Genomic DNA, 16861 nt, shown 5'->3' with positions numbered 1-16861 from the left:
GCAAGGGACTGGAAAGTACCCCAGACGGTCCTGCGCGGGCGCAAGAACGACAACACGTGGAACTATGTCGACCGCGCCCTTGCGCTCGCGCTGACGGCCTACGAGGACGGCCTTTGTCCAGGGTGCGGGCTGCACTCATCGGTCAGCCGCGGCGACCACAACGTGGGCCGGCACGAGGCTGATGATCAGGTCCTCTGCCATGGGTGCGCCCCCATCGAAGAGATGCGGGCCGACAAGAACCGTTCAACCTTTCCCGGCCAAAAGATCATCCTGAAAGACACCCACGCCTAGCTGGCCGGGACATCTGAATAGCGATTGGAGCGTCCATGTCTGATCGCCAGATAATAGTTCGGCTCAAGGCCGAAATCAGCGACTTCCGCAAGAACTTCGCTGAAGCCACGAAGGCATCGGAAAAACTCGGCCAGACAGTAAAGGAAACCGGGGAGCAGTCCCAGAAGCCTCTGGAAGAGACTGCGAAAAAGGCCGGCGAGCTGCGGGCCGAACTGATCAAGTCCGGTGCGGCAGCGCAGTCCCAAGCCAAAAGCATGGGCCTGTCGTACGACGCCACCGGTCAGCTCCGGGACGAATTCGGCAAGATGGTCACCCAGGCGAAGGCGGCAGCCCTCGGTCTGGATGCAGCCAGCGACGCCACACGGGAATTCGCGGCCGATCAGGAGTACGCGGCCGACAAAGCCCGCCAGAGCAACACGGCCCTCGGCCAGCTGGTGCAAAACGCCACAAAGAACGACGAGAACTGGGCTCGGACGGGCAGCTCCATGCTGGCCTTCGGCGCAGCTGTCTCTGTCGGCGTTGGCCTGGCCATCAAGTCCTACGCCGAGTTCGACAAGGCAATGTCCGAAGTGCGCGCGGCCACGCACGCCTCCGCCGGCGACATGGCACTCCTCAGGGAGGCCGCCATCGTCGCGGGCGCCGACACCTCCTATTCAGCTCGCGAAGCCGCCCAGGCCATCACTGAGCTATCCAAGGCTGGCGTCACCACCCGCGAGATCCTCGCCGGCGGACTGAACGGCGCGCTGGCCCTGGCTGCTGCAGGCTCGCTGGAAGTCGGGCAGGCCGCAGAAATTGCAGCCACAGCCATGTCGCAATTCGGTCTGAAGGGCAAGGACATCCCGCACATCGCGGACCTCCTCGCCGCCGGAGCCGGCAAAGCCCAAGGCGAAGTCACCGATCTCGCTCTTGCCCTTGAGTACGTGGGTCCTGTCGCAGCAGGAATGGGAGTCTCCATCGAGGAGACAACCGGCGCGCTCGCCGCCTTCGCTACCCAGGGAATAATTGGAGATAAGGCTGGCACCGGTCTCCGCGGGATGCTTGGCTCGCTGACTTCCCCGTCGAAGGCTGCCGCTAAGGAAATCGAACGGCTCGGCATCAACCTCTACGACGTGGACGGCAAAGCCACCGGCACCAAGGGCAAGTTCCTTGGCCTGGCAAACATGGCCGGTCAGCTGCAGAGCGCGTACGCCGGCATGAATGATGCGCAGCGAGACGCCTCGCTGGGAATGATCTTCGGTAACGAGCAGGTCACCGCCGCCCGAGTACTTTACAAGACCGGCGCAGATGGCGTCCGGGAATGGACCACCGCGGTCAACGACTCTGGTTTCGCCGCCGTAACTGCGGCTATCAAGCAGGACAACCTGGCCGGAGACGTCGAGAAGCTGGGCGGGTCCCTGGACTCGGTATTCCTCAAATCCGGGTCTGGTGCCAATCAGGTGCTGCGCGGCCTGACGCAGGGCGCGGAGGACCTGATCGACATGGTGGGTGGCCTACCGGCACCACTGCTGCAGACCGGGTTGGGCCTGACGGCCACGGCCGGCGGAGCAGCACTCGTCGGCGGAACGTTCCTCACCATGTTCCCCAGGGCCATCGAGTCCGCCAAGGCATTCAACGAGCTGCGCAGCAGCAACGAGAAGCTGCACGGGTCCCTGTCGAAGTCCGCGAAGATAGCCGGCGCACTGACCGGCAGCCTTGTGGCGCTGCAAATAGCCGGCGCCGTGAGCAAGACCTGGCAGGACGGCACGAAGTCCGCTGAGGACTATGCCCAGGCGTTCCTGACACTGGGCAAATCAACGAACGACGTTGATGCCCTGGTCAAGAGCACCGGCGGGCTCGGCACCCAGATCAACGGCGTCGGTGACGCCCTCGTCCGGGTGAACGACTTCAACTGGTACGACAACCTGAACAACTGGGCCGGCGACATGGTTGGCGGAGCATCGAACACCCAGAAATTCCGGGACAACGTTCGAAGCCTGGACAACACCCTGGTGTCCCTGGTGCAGAACGGCGGCGCAGAGAAGGCCGGCTCATCGTTCAAGGTCCTCGCGGACGAAGCCGACAAGTCATCCAAGGCCCAAGGCAAAGCCGGGATGTCCATCGCTGACGTGCTCAAGCTGATGCCGCAGTACACCGATTCGCTCAAGAAGCAGGCAACGGCACTCGGCCTGAAGCTGGAGCAGCACGAGCTTGAAGAGCTGGCTCTGGGCAAAATTCCGGCCCGCATGAAGGCCGTGCAGGGATCAACGGAGGGCGCTGCCAAGGCAGCCGAGTACCAAGCCAAGCTGACTGAAGAGGCAGCCAAGCAGCTTGAGGATATGGGCCTGGCTGCTGACGGCACGGTGCTTTCGCTTTCCAAGCTCCTCGACGTGATGTTCCGGACCGGGCTGGCCAGCATGTCCGCAAGGGACGCAGAGGCCGCTTATCAGGAGACCCTGGATGGGCTGAAGGCGAAGATCGATGAGGTCAAGGCCTCGCAGTCCGCTGGTAACGCCATCATGGATGCCGCTACCGGGTCCTTCGACCTCACTACGGAGGCAGGCCGGAAGGCCAACGGCGTTTTCGGGGAACTGGAGTCGAAAGCCCGCGCCACCACCGAGGCGATGGCAGCTAACGGCGCGAGCCAAGACGAGCTGGGCGTCAAGCTCAGCAACACCTACCAGTCGCTGTACGACACGGCGCGGGCCTTTGGCGCCTCCGAGGAAAAGGCGGACGACTTGGCACGGTCGGCGCTTGGCATTCCCAAAGGTGTACCCATTGAGACGGCGATCCAGAACTACGCCGACTCCATGGCCAAGCTACAAGCCGTAGGAGACAAAGCCGATGGGCTCAACGGGAAGACCGCCACTGTCCGCATTGACACCTATGAGACAACTCTCCAGAGGATTCTGAAGCTTCCTTCGGAGGCGGACGGCTCCTACGGAAAGGGTCTCGGCGTTCTTGCCCCAGCGGGGGGTGCAACCGGCGGGCGGGTGCGGACCATCATGGGATTCAACACCGGCGGTAAGGTGCCTGGCCGGGCGCCGGCCGATCTCCGCCGGGACAACGTCCTGGGCATGGTCCGCGGGCAGCCTATCGGGCTGCAGGGCGAAGAGTGGATCATCAACGGCCGCCAGTCCAAGAGCAACGACCGCTGGCTCAAAGCGGTAAACGACGGGCTGAACTTGGACGACGTCTTCCAGGCTCCGTCCAAGTCCATGGCGGGCGGGTACGGCCAGTCGCAGTCCTTCAACGGCTCGACCGGTCCCAGCGGCTCGGCCGCCGGAACGTCCGGGACCCGGATCGACATCGGTGGGATCAAGATCTACGGGGCCACTGACGTGCACGCAGTCCAGCGCGCCGTCGTAGACGAAATCACCTACAAGCTCGGGGAACAGGGGGTGCGGCTTGGCAAGTGAGCAGATCAAGTGGGCGGGCCGCACCCTCTCCGGAACTGACCGGTTCGGCCGATGGACCTGCGCCGCGCCGGACGGCTGGTGGGACTCCCCCGAAGCGAAGGGAAATGTCATCGACCGTCCGGACGCCGATGGCGAACATGACATGCCGATCTACAACCGGGCAAGGTTAGTCACCTTCGACGGACTCCTCCACGCGCACAGCCACGAAGTGCTTCACGACGCCGGGATATTCCTCACCGGCGCCATGACGGGCAGGGCGCAGGTATCAGGGCACGGGGCCTCCCAGTGGGCGGACGGTAAGAAGGTGGGCCGTATCCGGTTCCGCCCCCTCACCGCAACCATGGCAACGTGGCAGGTGCCGCTCAAGTTCGTGGACCCCCGAAAATTCGGGGAACTGCGGGAGTTCGTAGCGACACCAGGCGCTGACGCGCTCGCCTACCACCGAGGCAACTATCCGGCGAAACCCGTGGCAACAGTCGCTGGCTCAATGCCGGGCGGTTACCGGCTCGGCGTGGGCGGCCTGGCGTTCGTGATCACTAGGCCGCTCCTGCCAGGCGTCCCCCACGTCATCGACTACAACGACGGCCGGCTGCGGATCAACGGTTTGGTAGTGCACGGCAACATCACCGAGTCCTTCACCCCGGGCATCAATCCCGGGACACAGACGGTCGTCTCTTTAACCGCCACCACTACCGGGACTGGGACAGCGTCCTTCGCGGTCTACGACACCTATATCTGAGGAGGCCCCGTGGCTTGGAAGTACTACACGGTGAGCAGCCTGACATGGACGGACTGGATCGAATTGCCGGCGGCCCAATGCACTGGCGGGCGAGCATTGAACGCGGGCGTTCCCGGCAGGGTGACGTTCAACGTCGGGGACCCCGAGGTAGATGAAGTGGTGACGGAATACACCATCGAGCCACTTGCCCGAGTGCTCGTTGCCGCGTGGGACGACATCGTGAAGTACGCCGGCTACGTCCTTGACCCGGTGCACGATGTAGACGCAGGAACAGTGACCGCAGACCTTCGGGAAATCTGGTGGATCTTCAACAACCGCCACGTTCTGCGGGTTCACGGCGAGGGTTCCCAGCTGGCGGAGCCAATAGCCTACGCAGGCAAATCGCTGGAAACGATAGCCAAGGGCGTCATCCTTGAGGGCGCCAACGCGGAGCCGCAGGAACGGTATGCGCTCCCGATTGTTTTCCCGCCTGATGTGCCCGGCGACCATGCCCGCACCTATGAGGGCTTCAAGTTCATGAGCGTCGCTGATGCACTTGACGAACTCATGAAGACCGAGGGTGGCCCGGACATAGACCTGAGTCCGGAAAAGTCACCGGCGGGGAACCTTGAGTGGGAGTTCCGGGCAGCCCCCGGGCTTGGCTACAACCCGAGGGAATGGGACACCACAGCTTCAGGTTCCGAAGTCTTCGGAATCAACTTCACCTACGCCGGCTCGGGCGTGAGCAACAAGCTCATAGGCACGGGCGAGGGCTCAGGTCGAAGCCTACTGGTCAAGTCTGCAGACTCGATGGCCGGCACCCGGTACCCCGCAATTGAACGAGTGACCTCATACCAAAGCATCAAAGAGCCCGGCCCGCTGGAAGCCCGCACACGAGCGGACCTTGCGGTCTCCGACCGGCCCACGAGCCAGCTCAGCTTCAAGATCCCGTGCGACGGCCCGGTGGAAGTTTCGGACCTAATCCTGGGCGGTGAGTGCCTGGTGAAGACCAAGGGCGTCAAAAACCTGCCCGATGGCTGGTCCACGTGGCGGCTCATCCAGTACAACTTCGACCGCGAGACAGTGACCCTGCAAATGCAGCCACAAGGAGGCTAACCCATGGGCCAGATCAATAACCTGGGGCAGGGTAACGGGGACGACTTTGAGCGCCGTCTACGAGCCCTGGAAAATGCCACGAACCAGAACAACATGGCCATCGGCCGCGGCGGGCTCACCGTCCACGACGGCGGCATGATCACCATCGAGAACGGCGGCCTGCGCGTGACAGGCTCCGCGGAGATCATCGGACGACTCTTCGCTTCCGGCCTGGTGAATTTCGTGGGCGAGGTCATCATTTCCGGCCCGCTGGACGTCAGCGGCAGCGTGGATGTCTCCGGCATCATGACTGTGCTGAATGACTTGGAGATTGCCTCCGGCGGCCTGTTCAAAGCAGGTGGCATCGAGTTGCGCCCGGACGGGTCAGCCAAGTTTGGCAGTTTGGAAATCAGCGCCGCTGGAAAGATCACCAGCGGAACCGCCGTGATCAACCCTGACGGCTCAGTCAAGTTTGGGCAGTTCAATATCGACACCACCGGCAACGTCACCACCGAGGGCAAAATCAAAGCCGGCGGGCTAACAATAGACCCCGACCTGCTCGGCGGCAGCGTCCAGTTCGAAGGCGGCGGCTACCTCTCCGGCACCACGGACGGACCCCAAATCACCGGCCCTGCCGGCAACGCCTTCGTCTTCGCCCGCAACGCGCTCGCCGGCATCCAGGCAGCAGCAATCCGCCTTGTTGGGGCAGTAACCATTCAGGGCGGCCTGAAGATCACCAACCCGGGAACTGCCAGTGGCGCCCAACCGAACGTGCACATCGACGACGACGGCAACCTCCGCAAGATCACCTGATCGGATCTTCCGCGCTACGGCTACTCCCCACTATCCCCACTCAGCGACAAACCTAAGGAGGCTCTTTTGGCTACGGTTACCGGCAATGCAAAGGACTTCAGGCCGCTCCCTTTGGGTGCGACTGCGGAGCTGGTTTTCCGCCCTGACCGGCCTGCGACTACTGGCAGTTCCGTACTGGCAACGAAGGAGATCCGGACGCCTGCTGATGGGGCAGGCGCGTTCAGCGTCGATCTGGCAGCGTCCGAGTCCACGAACCCGTCCACTATCTACTGGCTGACCATCGAGTGGAGCGATTCGGGCGGGAATTACCAGCCCCCAGACCGTTATCCGGAGCCGGTCGTGGTGCCTGCGGGCGGCGGCCTGCTCTCGACCATGTTCGCGGACGTTCAGGGCGGCAAGATCATCACAAAGGGCGACAAGGGCGACCCTGGCAACGTCGTGCAGCAGGCGGCGATTGATGCTCTGAACGCTAAGGACCGCACCCATGATGCGCAGATCGGTTCCCTGCAAGTCGGCGTTGCCGCGAACGCTGCCGGGATCGCCGCGCACGGGCGCCTGATCGATCAGAACGCGGAAGTTGCCCGGATCTATACCGATGCCCGCACTCAGGGCGTCATCGACCTGATGGACACCTCAAACGTGAACATCGACACCGACGGCGCGCCGTTCATCCACTTCGGTTCCATGACTGTCGCGGTCCTTCAGGACACCGACGGCAACCCGTACTACAAGGCCAGGAGCTAAAGCATGCCTCAACCATCAGATGTTCGACTCATCACGGAGAAGCGGCACCTCCTGGACTACCGCGTTACTGCTGGCCGCGTCGCTGCTCTTGAGAACGCGGCCGGGTTCAACGAACCGCCGCTCGGGTTCCAAGACCTTGTTGTTGCAGGGCTCGTCTCTCAGACCGCGTCAGAAACCGTTGCGGCCCTCGATGGGCGGTTCGCTCCCCAGGGCGGCGGCCGTCCGGTGGGCAAGGGCGAGCTGGTGTTCAATGTGGCCGACTTCGGGGCTATCGGCGGGACGGTGAACGAGTCCACCCAGTGGGCTGCCGCGGTCAACGCCTGCGCGGCAGCTGGCGGCGGCGTCGTCACCGGTCAGAAGGGCAAGACGTACACCGCCGAGGGCATCCCGCTGAAGTCGAACGTCTGGTTCGACCTGCGCGGTGTCACCATCAACCTCCCTGCCACCCCGCAAAAGGCCATGTTCAAGGCGCCGGTAACTTCGGAGCTCATCGGCGGCGGTATCTGCGGCGGTGAGTTCGGCGGCGTGAACAAATCCCAGCACTGGGTAGACATGGCGACCGTTGAAACGCTGCAGTCCTTCGTGATGGAAGGCGTCTACGTCCACGACTTCAACCGCGCCTACAACGGATCGCTCAATGACCGGTTCCCCGTACTCCGGGACTCGCGCATCTGGCAGAACAACATCGGCGCGTACGTCACGATGAACCACCCCATCTTCCACTTTGTGGACTTCCGCTTCAACGACGTCGCCCTCACCGGCTCCATCAACGACCTGTACGCCGTCGGCTGCAAGTTCAACTGGGGCCGCGTCGGGGTCCAGCCCGCCGAAGGAAAGACGATCCGCAACTCCCAGTTTGTGGGCTGCGTCTTCGGACGCAACACCGAAAAGGGAGCCGTCGTAACGTCCCGCTGCACCATCACGGGCAGCTTTTTCTACGGACGGGACAACAACGACGACGGCATGACCCTCCAGGGCAGCGCCAACGTGATCACATCCAACTACTTCGGATACGAGGACGTGGACGGAACCTGGGGCGGCGCGGCTGTCCGATTCGCCTCCACCGGCCAGTTCCAGGACAACAACCTCATCGCCAACAACCTGTTCCAGGTCAACGGCTCCACCGCTGTTGGAATCGGGCAGACCGGAACCACCGTCCTGCGGTCCACCACCATCGCGGGGAACACTGTCCGCTGCGGGGCCAACCGTAAATGGATCGTCCTGCCTTCCTTTGCCAACGGCAAGATCAGCACCAACAACATCCTGATCACCGCGGCCGGACTCGAAGCCGGCAATGGCCTTGTTGAAATCGGTTCCATGGGTACAGCCGGTTCAGACTTCACCGACAATGGGTTCTTCGCAGAATCAACCCTCGCGGGCGAGGCCTTCAAGCTCGGAGACGTGATCGGGTCCAACTTCATCGGCAACAGGTTCCGCAACATCACCACACCCGTCTCCACTACGGGTTCCCTGATCAACGCCCGCTGGCGAGCCAACCAAGGCTTCAACACTGCGGAGACTGGCACCACAGGCATTACGGACGGTCAGACCTCCGTCACCGTCACCCATGGCCTGTCCGTGCCGGTAACCTCCGCACGCTGGATCAACGTCACCTCAATGAGCGATATGGGTCTGGCTGGGAAATTCTGGATCAGCGACATCACCGGGGCTTCCTTCAAAATCAACATCGACAGGGTAGCCGGCGGCGGAAAGTTCTGCAGCTTCGCCTGGTCCGTGGACGTGGGCCGATGATTGATGGAATCCCTGCATGGGTTAGCCTTTCGTCACCGGTTGCTGCGACGCTCGCTGTGTTCTGGCTAGTTTTCACCGGCAGGCTGGTCACCCGCGCATCTCACAACGATGTTGTCAGGGTCCTGGAAAACGCCAACGTCCAGGTCACCACAGACCGAAACAACTGGCAGTCCGCCGCTGCGCTCGCCAATCAGACCAACGCCGTGGTGAGCAAGACGAACTCAGATCTCATCGAGACGGCCAAGTTCTCCACGCATGTCATGTCAGCCCTGCAGGAAAACGCAGGAGGTGGTGCACATGTGGTTCCGAGCACGTCGCAGTAAGCCGCCTGTTGTTCCTCAGCCGGAACCGGTGGACCACTCATTAGCGGACGCTGCCATTGAGGCCGCCGTGGAAGCCCACAGCGCGGCGCAGGTGCAGGCTACCCAAGCCAACAAGATCGTCGCTGACCTGCAGCAGGTGAACCTCCGCAACGGATTCGCTCCAGCGATCCGCAAATCATTCGACCGACCAATTGGAGGCGCCATATGAAGGCGATCTACATCGGATACATCGCAGCCTCCATCTGGGCGTGCCTTCCGTTCATCTACTGGATAACCGCCCCGGATTGGTTCCGGTCACGCGAGGGACGGGCGCTGATGATGCTGCTGGGATCGTCAGCCGCCGTGTTCGTCCTGATTGCCACGTCGAACCTGTTCGGGGACTACCAGTGGCGGGAGCTGGTTCGCTTCTTCGTCTACGGCTCTGTCCTCGCTTCAGGACTTCGGCTCGCCATCCTGTTTTTTCAATTACGGTTCAGCGCTGACTGGGCCAAAAAGAAGGAGGCCTCTGATGGCCAGACCCGTTGACAGTAAGTGGCCGATCAGCCAGCTCTTTGCCGGGCTCGCTACCCGCGGAGTGGTTGGCCGGCCCGACGGTACCGAGGTTCAGTACTTGGTGTGGCTGTACGGCGACTATCAGCCGTTCGGACACGCGGGCGTGGACATCGCTTGCCCGGTCGGCACTCCAATCCGGGCCATGCGGGCTGGAACCATCGTGTACGCGGGCTGGGGCGAGGATCTGCCGGGCGATGACTCCTGGGGCCCGTCCGGGTACTTCCGCCGCTGGGGCATGTACAAGACCTTCCCTGGCATCGTCACCGTCTCGAAGGCCGACGGAGTTGATGAGTACGACATCTACGGCCACCAGTCCAGCAATGAAGCCGTCAGCGTCGGCATGCACGTCAATGAAGGCCAGATCATCGGTTCCTCCGGAGACACGAAGACGCGCACCGAAAAGGTCGGCGCGCACCTTCACGTCGTCACCGTCGCTGACCCGGTGAGCTACTCCACCAACTGGCCGCGGATCATCTTCGGATGCGTGGACCCCACCCCCATGTTCGGAACCACAGGCCCCGTCCTTCAAGGGGCCACCACCAACGCAGCAACCACCCAAGCACAAGAAGAGGACGACGACATGAAAACTATCTTCAAGGACTCCGCGGTCAACGACGGCAGGATTTGGATCGGTGACGGAATCACTCGCCGCCACGTGAAGGATGAAGCCGAACTGGCCGACCTCAAGAAGGGAGACGTGGAAGGCTGGCTGAAGCTGCATGCCGGCGGCGCCGTGCGGAATCTTCCTATCGGCGCCATGGGGGTGGAGGTTCGGGGCCCGGCGGAGATTGGGCTATTCCGCAAGCGGGGCGAGGATGCTATCTGGGCGTTCGGTGGCGGGCAGCGCTGGCACGTGCCTGATCCGTCTGCGCTGGCGCAGATGCGCCGACTCAACACGGTCGGTGCTATCGCGCTCACCCGCGACGGGGAAATCATGGACGTTGACAGTCTCGACGGACTCGGCCAGGTGTCTGAATAGATGGGCGACCACTCCAGCGCAGTCTCCACGCAAGAGCGGAACCCGGGTGCAGCGGTTCGCCGCACCCTGGGCGCCATCGTCCTGCTCATCCCGGTCATCAACGCCATCGCGGCCGTCACTGTGGAGCTGCTGAAGCCCTACGAAGTGCACCTTCCCGTCTGGGTGTTCCCGGCTCTCAACGGCGTGCTGGTGGCCACTGCGCTGCTGGCCGCATGGGTAACCCGCATCCTCGCGTTGCCAGGCGTCAACGACTGGCTGCGGCGCTACTTGCCCAGCTTCGCCCCTGAGGGCAAAACCAGCAACGCCTAACTCTGCATCACCCCACAACCGCCGGCGCCTCCTGGGGCGCTTTTTTCATGCCCTAGGAGGCACCATGGCTTACCCGTATGGGATGAAGTACTCCACGCTGACGTTCAGCCAGCCGCTCGCCGTGTCGGGCAAAGAGGCTGACCGCACAGAAATCAGCATCACCCCGTCGCAGTATGTTGTGTGGGAGGACACTGGCCAGCCGATAGAGGACTTCACGGACACTGTTTCCGCTCCGGCCGGGGAGCAGGGCGAGGTCACGGCCCCGTTCGTGGACCAGGAGGGTTTCCGGAACCGGATGGGCGAGCTCGTGACGGGCTTCGCGTACAAGGTGGTCCGCCGGTCCTGGTACGGCGATCAGATCCGCACGGCGTGGCGCACCTGGGCCCCGCTGATCGGGCAGGAAACGGTTGATTTCGACACGCTGCCCGCAGATGAGCCGACGGAGCCATACACGGTGCAGGCCCCGGAAGTTCTGTCCGTGGCCGGCGCGACCGGCGCTGTTGGCGTCGATTTTTTGGCCGAACGCCTCACCCCGTGGGTGGATGCGCGGATCGAGGCAGGGTCAAACCTTGATGACCTGATCCCGGTGGTGTCGGCGTCGGTCAGGGACCCGGGTAGTGATTTGCGCTCAGCGGTCGATGCTCGGGCAGCGGCGGCCGCGTCACCCAAACTCGACAAAACCGTGGCCGCAACAACGTACGCCGCGAAAGGGGTGGAAACGTCCAAGCTCGACAAGACTGAGGCGGCTGCCAGCTACGCTGCCAAGAGTGTTGAGACCTCGAAGCTCGACGCCGGCCAGAAGGGCGCCGCCTCAGGTGTCGCCCCACTCGACGCCGGTCAGCGCGTGCCACAAGCCAACCTCCCCGAAGCCCTCGCCCCAGGGGCACTTTCTGCCACAATCCTCGACCGTACGGAAAAGGTTTCTCTTCTAGTCACCGATTACGGGGCTAAGGGAGATGGCACGACGAACGATAAGGCTGCCATTCAGGAGGCCATCGACAAGGCAGCCACCTTTGGCTTGCAGGCCAGGTTCCCAAAGGGCCGCTACCTCGTGAACGGATCGATCAACCTTCCGGCTGGCGCGGACGTGTTGGGTGACCCCGGCTCCGAGATTCTGGCCGCCAGCGGCGCCTATTCATCGGGCGGTGGCGTCCTGTTCGCATCAGGCTCTGATGGAGCAAAGGTAGCCCTGGCAGCTGATGCTAGCGAAGGGGCGCAGACAATCACTCTCCCCGCCGCAATATCGGCCACGGTACAAGCGGGTGACGTTATCGGATTCGAGAGCAACCTCCCGGCGTTCGCATCCAACATGTACGCCGGGGAAATGCACAAGGTTCTCAGCGTCACAGGCAATGTCGCTGTCATGGACACTGGGCTCACCCTTCCCTACCTCGTCGCCGACTCCGCCAAGGTTTGGAAAATCTCGACGGTGGACCACGTGCGAATCCGGGGGATGCGGATCACCGCGGCAACACCGACAACGATTCTGGGCGCTCGTGGCATCGTTGTTCGCAAGGCTACCGATGTCCGCGTTGAGGACTGCACGATCCAGAACGCTGCAGGCGGCGTATTCTTCGCCGACGTGCTCGATGGATTCATCGACGGCACTCTGGTGGACAGAGCGCCGAACCTGCAAAATTTCCAGGGCTATGGCGTCACGGCGGCTGGAAATACCGCGAACCTGATCGTGTCCCGACTGATTGCCCGCTACTGCCGACACGCCTTCACAACGTTGGGCGGCAACGGCAACGATGCGGAAACCGGCGCAACTTACGGTGGCCCACGCAACGTACTCGTTGTGGACTCGATTGGAGAGGGTGGCGTAGATACCTATTCAATCTTCGACACCCACCCACAAGGCATCAACATCGTCTTCGAAAACTGCCTCGCAACGGGCGGAACCGGCTCCAACGCGAACGGATTCCAAGTCCGGGCACGCAATGTCACTCTTCGCAATTGCCGCTCTTGGAAGGTGGGCGCACGCTCTGTCAACGCCTCGTCAAGCCAAGGGTGCATCATCGAAGGCGGCGAATACGCTTACGGCGGCCTATCGACGGGCGTCGGTGGGCTGGCACTAGGCGTCAACGCCCGCGTCCGCGGCGCAGAGATCCATCACAACGCTGGAGCTGGCATCGGCGACGGACCGGGATCATTCATCGGCTGGTGCTCGATCTACGAGAACACTTACGGAATCCACGACCAGACGGATGGCTCATCCGGAAGCGTGTACGTCAACAACTACATCCCCAAGTCCACAACCCAGAACCTCTCGGTGCTCTCGCCAAAGGGAACAACCCTTATCGCACGGAACATCATGCCCGGCTATGGCCTGGGAAGCGATGGAGTAGGCGGCACCGTAGGCGCAAACGTTGTCCGTGCCGGCAACCACACGGACGGCAACATGGGCAACTACGCGCAGCTTTCGCTTGACCCGGGTAACGCCTCGCAGGCACTCGCGCTGATGCTCAAGTTCGGCGGAGTGGAAGCGTTGCGCATCCGGCGTGGGACCGCAGCAGATGATGCTGTGCTCGCCATCGCAGCAGGAAGGAAATTGCAAGTCACGGGCGGTACGGTGGAGCTCCTGTCTACCATCTTCAAGCTGACAGCAACCACCGACCTCCAATTCCCCACCACACCAGCGGCTCCGGTAGCGGGCACCGCCGGCGCCATCCCCGGCGCACCCTTTGCGTGGGCGGATATCATCATCAACGGCGTTGCAGGCCAGATTCCTTTTTGGCGTAAGGCCTAGGAAGACGCCGGTACGCCTCAGGGAGGCTACCGGGACTGATTTCCTGCTTTGTCTTCGGGGCGTGCAGAAAGACTTTCTGCACGCCCCACCAGACAATGAAGCACTGGACGGCGATCCAAACCTGGGCCAACGAGTTGCCGCGAGCAAAGGCAACGGCAAACCCTGCGGTCAGGAGCAGGACGCCAACGTAGGTACCGGATGCCGCCAGCAGCGCCCTGTCGAATCGTGCGGCCATGATCCCCAGGATGATCATCCCAAGAATGATGCCCGGCAGGGCGAGATCGGAGAAGAGTACGCCGACGATGCTAGGCACTGGACAGGGATTTCCGTACCCGCACTTAGTCCCGAACGATTGCATCAGCAGGAAGTCATTCCACCGCTGGAATGGTGTGATGGCATCGGGGATGGGCATGGCGATCAGCTCGCCGATAGTCCCACGGCCCATACCGAAAGGGATGGTGTTTCCCATCGTTTGGGACATGTAGGCGAGGTAGTTGAACATCTCCGTGTCGTAGGACAGGAAGAAGTTATTCAGCGTCCCGCTAAGCCCCTGCTCTTGGAAGTAGAGCCCCATGGCCCCCACAATGTCCGAGTCGCCGCCGAGCTTGGTGCGCGAACCTGCGCTGCGAACAAACGGAATGATCGCTAGGGCCAGCAAGCCTAGAACGCCGAGGCCTATCCATCGCGGCTTGATCCGACGATTCCACGAGCCAGCCATTGCTCCGACCACAGCGATCAGAATGGACGGGATGAGGTAGCGGCGGGTCCCAAGCGCCATTGGCGGGACGACGGAGCCAGCTACCACAAGCCAGTACGCCAGGCTCTGCGGACGGGTGTACCTGAGGACACGCTCGTACTGGAAGCGAACGGCCGCGACAGTGAGGCAGCCAATCGTTGGAAGGGCGCCAACGAACGCGGGAACATTCTCCAGTCGAGCAATGACCGTCTCGGAGCGGCCGGCGAACAGCTGGGTGAGGAAGCCCACGCCACCACCCACGACGATCATGAACAAGAACCAGCCCGCCGAAAGGCCAACGGCGATCAGCACAGACCTTCGCGGGGCCCACTCGGGGAGCCCTGCCGGCTCTGGACTCTCTTCCCCCGGTCCGGTCTGCTTAGGCCTCATGACGAGGCGCCAGAAGGAAAACCCAAGAACAAAGGCCAGTGTTCCCGCGAAGCCGAGAACCCCGGCCGCCTCGAACCCGTCAGATCCGATGGCGTAGCCGTAGAAGTCGAAGGACTCCGGTTCCTCTGGCATTAGGAGCGGTCGAATCCCGAAAATGGATATGAGCATCAGGAGCATCAGGGAGTAGGGGCTGAGAATGGCGCCGAAGCGCATTCGAGTACCAAACACCCAGGCCGCGAGGCCGATAAGTACGGTAAGGCTGGGCCAAAATGAGTAGTCGCTGGTCAATCTTCTAGTCGTTCCGCTTGCTGGGCAGCAGTGGGCGGAAGATCCCTAGGAGACATAGTCCGGAGAGAAGCATGACGCAGGCTGTGAACGACCGGTCAACAAGTCCATCGGTTCCGTACGAGGGCAGAAGCGTGATCGTGTAAAGCGATCCGAGAACGGCCCCCACAATATAAATTGCTCGTTCCATGGCCTCATGATACTTGGCGTGCAATCCGTTCAGGACATTACGTTAGGGCTACGTACTAAATCGAAGACTCTATGCTTGGTGCTCATGGAACCCACGGACAGGCAAATGGAACTTTACCTCGATGAGGTAATCAATCAGGCGGAAGGGGCGGTGCTCCATGCACTTCAGTACAACTCCGCGGCAACGGTCCAGGACCCGCCGAAAAACCTAGCAGCGATTTGCTTTGCCGCTGTGCAAGGAATCCTTACCGCCGCTGGGCAAGTTCACCAGCTTCTATGGGTCAACCACGGGGCGGAACGACCCCGAGAGTACAACGATCTCTCGGACGAAGAATGGCAAGATCTTCGGCAGTTCGCACAGGCGAGGGCTAGAACACTCAGGAAATGGCTAAAAGCGACAGACGATTCGCCCGTAAAGTCGCGCGCCGTCCGGAATTCTTTCGAGCACTTTGACGCCCGCTTGGACAGAGTACTTGCCCTGGGAAACCAGAACATCGTGGACAGGGTCTTGTGGGAACCTGGATCAATCTTCATAGAGGGAATGCCGGAATCCTCCTTCCTCCGCCGGATCGACATGGAAACGAACCAAGTAGCTGTCCTGGGAGACTCTGTTTCATATCAGCAGATAGTTGAGGAGTTGCAGAGACTGGCGGCAGCCGCTCAACAGAAAAAGGACGCACTATTTGAGGCAAAGTGGGCGGCCGCCGCCTCCGGTACGGGCACGTGAGACCGGTTAAATTACCCCAGCCCAGCGCCCCATCTCTTCGGAGGTGGGGCGCTTTTGCTGTTTGTCCGGCCGGTCAATCAGGAGCCAGCGTTAAAGCTGACTCCAAGGGTTATGAGCGCAGCAACAATCTTAAGCAAGGACTGTGGGATGTCGGTCTGGGCCAAAGCCGCAAGTTTGCGGGCCACGAAGCCCTTGTCAGGAGACTCTGCTTCCACTCCGACTGCCAGGTCGTCCAAACCGTCAGCCCAGGCCTGGGCTTTCTCCATCTGCCCCTCTCGTGCTGAAGCAGGCATGGCCGGCACGCCGGAACCGCGGGGATCAAATGCGGCGCCGTTCCCAGCCGTGGCCGAGACGCCAGTGACGTTTCCTGGCCCGTTCCCGCCGACGGCTTTGACATAACCGCCGATGGTCTGGCCGCCGCTTTGGTTATGGCTCGATCCCACGAAGGCCGCGCCGATGCTGATAGATGTGAACTGTGACGGGTTCTCGCGGATTGACTGAGCTGCTTCGCGGATGGCCTTTGCGACTTCTTTGTTAGACATGAGTCCCATGTTGGCATACCGGATCTAAAATGTGTTGTATGGAGATCGAGGCAGCTGACGAACCGGGCAGGTGCGATACATGCGGCGAGACTATGGCGGAGATCAAGACACCCAGCCGAGGAAGCCGTCCCAGACTTAGTAGGTTGGCTCGCCCGCATCGGGTAACGGGCTATTGCTGCGGTAACTGGGAGTGCCCACGATTCAACGAGCCTCGCCCTTTTGTTTGACCGCTGAGTACGGGGCTAAGCTATATGCGCGTGCCTGCCCCAGTA

Annotated in this window: 15 protein-coding genes; 13 read left to right on the top strand and 2 right to left on the bottom strand. The window is 62.0% G+C overall.

Features of this window, described 5'->3' with window-relative positions:
• Positions 1-326 precede the first annotated feature (326 nt).
• From ASF72_RS07235 to ASF72_RS07180, 12 genes are all read left to right on the top strand, one after another.
• Positions 327-3686, top strand: coding sequence for a phage tail tape measure protein (locus ASF72_RS07235; protein ID WP_056597732.1), 3360 nt, complete (start codon positions 327-329; stop codon positions 3684-3686).
• A complete protein-coding gene (locus tag ASF72_RS07230; RefSeq protein ID WP_056597730.1) occupies positions 3676-4425 on the top strand; it encodes a hypothetical protein in 750 nt (249 codons plus the stop codon). The genes ASF72_RS07235 and ASF72_RS07230 overlap by 11 nt, the downstream gene beginning before the upstream one ends.
• A gap of 9 nt (positions 4426-4434) precedes the next feature.
• Positions 4435-5520: a hypothetical protein gene (locus tag ASF72_RS07225; RefSeq protein ID WP_157370928.1), complete on the top strand. Its 1086-nt coding sequence runs from the start codon at positions 4435-4437 to the stop codon at positions 5518-5520.
• A 3-nt stretch (positions 5521-5523) separates the two neighbouring features.
• Positions 5524-6312, top strand: coding sequence for a hypothetical protein (locus ASF72_RS07220; protein ID WP_056597727.1), 789 nt, complete (start codon positions 5524-5526; stop codon positions 6310-6312).
• A 66-nt stretch (positions 6313-6378) separates the two neighbouring features.
• Positions 6379-7056, top strand: a complete 678-nt coding sequence (locus tag ASF72_RS07215) for a hypothetical protein (protein ID WP_056597725.1) — start codon at positions 6379-6381, stop codon at positions 7054-7056.
• Positions 7057-7059: 3 nt separating this feature from the next.
• Positions 7060-8808, top strand: coding sequence for a hypothetical protein (locus ASF72_RS07210; RefSeq protein ID WP_056597723.1), 1749 nt, complete (start codon positions 7060-7062; stop codon positions 8806-8808).
• Positions 8805-9131: a hypothetical protein gene (locus ASF72_RS07205; RefSeq protein WP_157370927.1), complete on the top strand. Its 327-nt coding sequence runs from the start codon at positions 8805-8807 to the stop codon at positions 9129-9131. The genes ASF72_RS07210 and ASF72_RS07205 overlap by 4 nt, the downstream gene beginning before the upstream one ends.
• Positions 9132-9159: 28 nt before the next feature.
• Positions 9160-9339 carry a DUF7620 family protein gene (locus ASF72_RS07200; RefSeq protein WP_056597720.1) on the top strand — a complete coding sequence of 60 codons (180 nt, stop codon included), beginning with the start codon at positions 9160-9162 and terminating at the stop codon, positions 9337-9339.
• Complete coding sequence (locus ASF72_RS07195; RefSeq protein WP_056597718.1) at positions 9336-9656, top strand: putative phage holin; 321 nt, start codon at positions 9336-9338, stop codon at positions 9654-9656. The genes ASF72_RS07200 and ASF72_RS07195 overlap by 4 nt, the downstream gene beginning before the upstream one ends.
• Positions 9640-10662, top strand: a complete 1023-nt coding sequence (locus tag ASF72_RS07190) for a M23 family metallopeptidase (RefSeq protein ID WP_056597717.1) — start codon at positions 9640-9642, stop codon at positions 10660-10662. The genes ASF72_RS07195 and ASF72_RS07190 overlap by 17 nt, the downstream gene beginning before the upstream one ends.
• Positions 10663-10971 (top strand): hypothetical protein, encoded by a 309-nt coding sequence (locus ASF72_RS07185; RefSeq protein ID WP_056597715.1) that lies wholly within the window; start codon positions 10663-10665, stop codon positions 10969-10971.
• A 64-nt stretch (positions 10972-11035) separates the two neighbouring features.
• A complete protein-coding gene (locus tag ASF72_RS07180) occupies positions 11036-13720 on the top strand; it encodes a glycosyl hydrolase family 28-related protein (protein WP_082484107.1) in 2685 nt (894 codons plus the stop codon).
• Here ASF72_RS07180 and ASF72_RS07175 read toward each other — a convergent pair.
• On the bottom strand, positions 13677-15134 hold the full coding sequence (locus tag ASF72_RS07175; RefSeq protein WP_056597711.1) for a hypothetical protein: 1458 nt from the start codon (positions 15132-15134) through the stop codon (positions 13677-13679). The genes ASF72_RS07180 and ASF72_RS07175 overlap by 44 nt on opposite strands.
• A 262-nt stretch (positions 15135-15396) precedes the next feature.
• On the opposite strand from ASF72_RS07175, the gene ASF72_RS07170 reads away from it, so the two are divergent.
• Positions 15397-16047 (top strand): hypothetical protein, encoded by a 651-nt coding sequence (locus tag ASF72_RS07170; protein ID WP_157370926.1) that lies wholly within the window; start codon positions 15397-15399, stop codon positions 16045-16047.
• Between the two features lie 77 nt (positions 16048-16124).
• On the opposite strand, the gene ASF72_RS07165 is transcribed toward ASF72_RS07170, so the two are convergent.
• On the bottom strand, positions 16125-16589 hold the full coding sequence (locus ASF72_RS07165) for a hypothetical protein (protein WP_056597707.1): 465 nt from the start codon (positions 16587-16589) through the stop codon (positions 16125-16127).
• Positions 16590-16861: the final 272 nt, after the last annotated feature.

The organism is Arthrobacter sp. Leaf141, assembly GCF_001424565.1.
Taxonomy (GTDB): Bacteria; Actinomycetota; Actinomycetes; order Actinomycetales; family Micrococcaceae; genus Arthrobacter.
This window is presented reverse-complemented; position numbering and strand designations above follow the sequence as displayed.

Coding starts and splice junctions, on each gene's coding strand:
- ASF72_RS07235 (WP_056597732.1), top strand. CDS start 327: ATGTCTGATCGCCAGATAATAGTTCGGCTCAAGGCCGAAATCAGCGAC.
- ASF72_RS07220 (WP_056597727.1), top strand. CDS start 5,524: ATGGGCCAGATCAATAACCTGGGGCAGGGTAACGGGGACGACTTTGAG.
- ASF72_RS07210 (WP_056597723.1), top strand. CDS start 7,060: ATGCCTCAACCATCAGATGTTCGACTCATCACGGAGAAGCGGCACCTC.
- ASF72_RS07205 (WP_157370927.1), top strand. CDS start 8,805: ATGATTGATGGAATCCCTGCATGGGTTAGCCTTTCGTCACCGGTTGCT.
- ASF72_RS07195 (WP_056597718.1), top strand. CDS start 9,336: ATGAAGGCGATCTACATCGGATACATCGCAGCCTCCATCTGGGCGTGC.
- ASF72_RS07190 (WP_056597717.1), top strand. CDS start 9,640: ATGGCCAGACCCGTTGACAGTAAGTGGCCGATCAGCCAGCTCTTTGCC.
- ASF72_RS07185 (WP_056597715.1), top strand. CDS start 10,663: ATGGGCGACCACTCCAGCGCAGTCTCCACGCAAGAGCGGAACCCGGGT.
- ASF72_RS07180 (WP_082484107.1), top strand. CDS start 11,036: ATGGCTTACCCGTATGGGATGAAGTACTCCACGCTGACGTTCAGCCAG.
- ASF72_RS07165 (WP_056597707.1), bottom strand. CDS start 16,589: ATGTCTAACAAAGAAGTCGCAAAGGCCATCCGCGAAGCAGCTCAGTCA.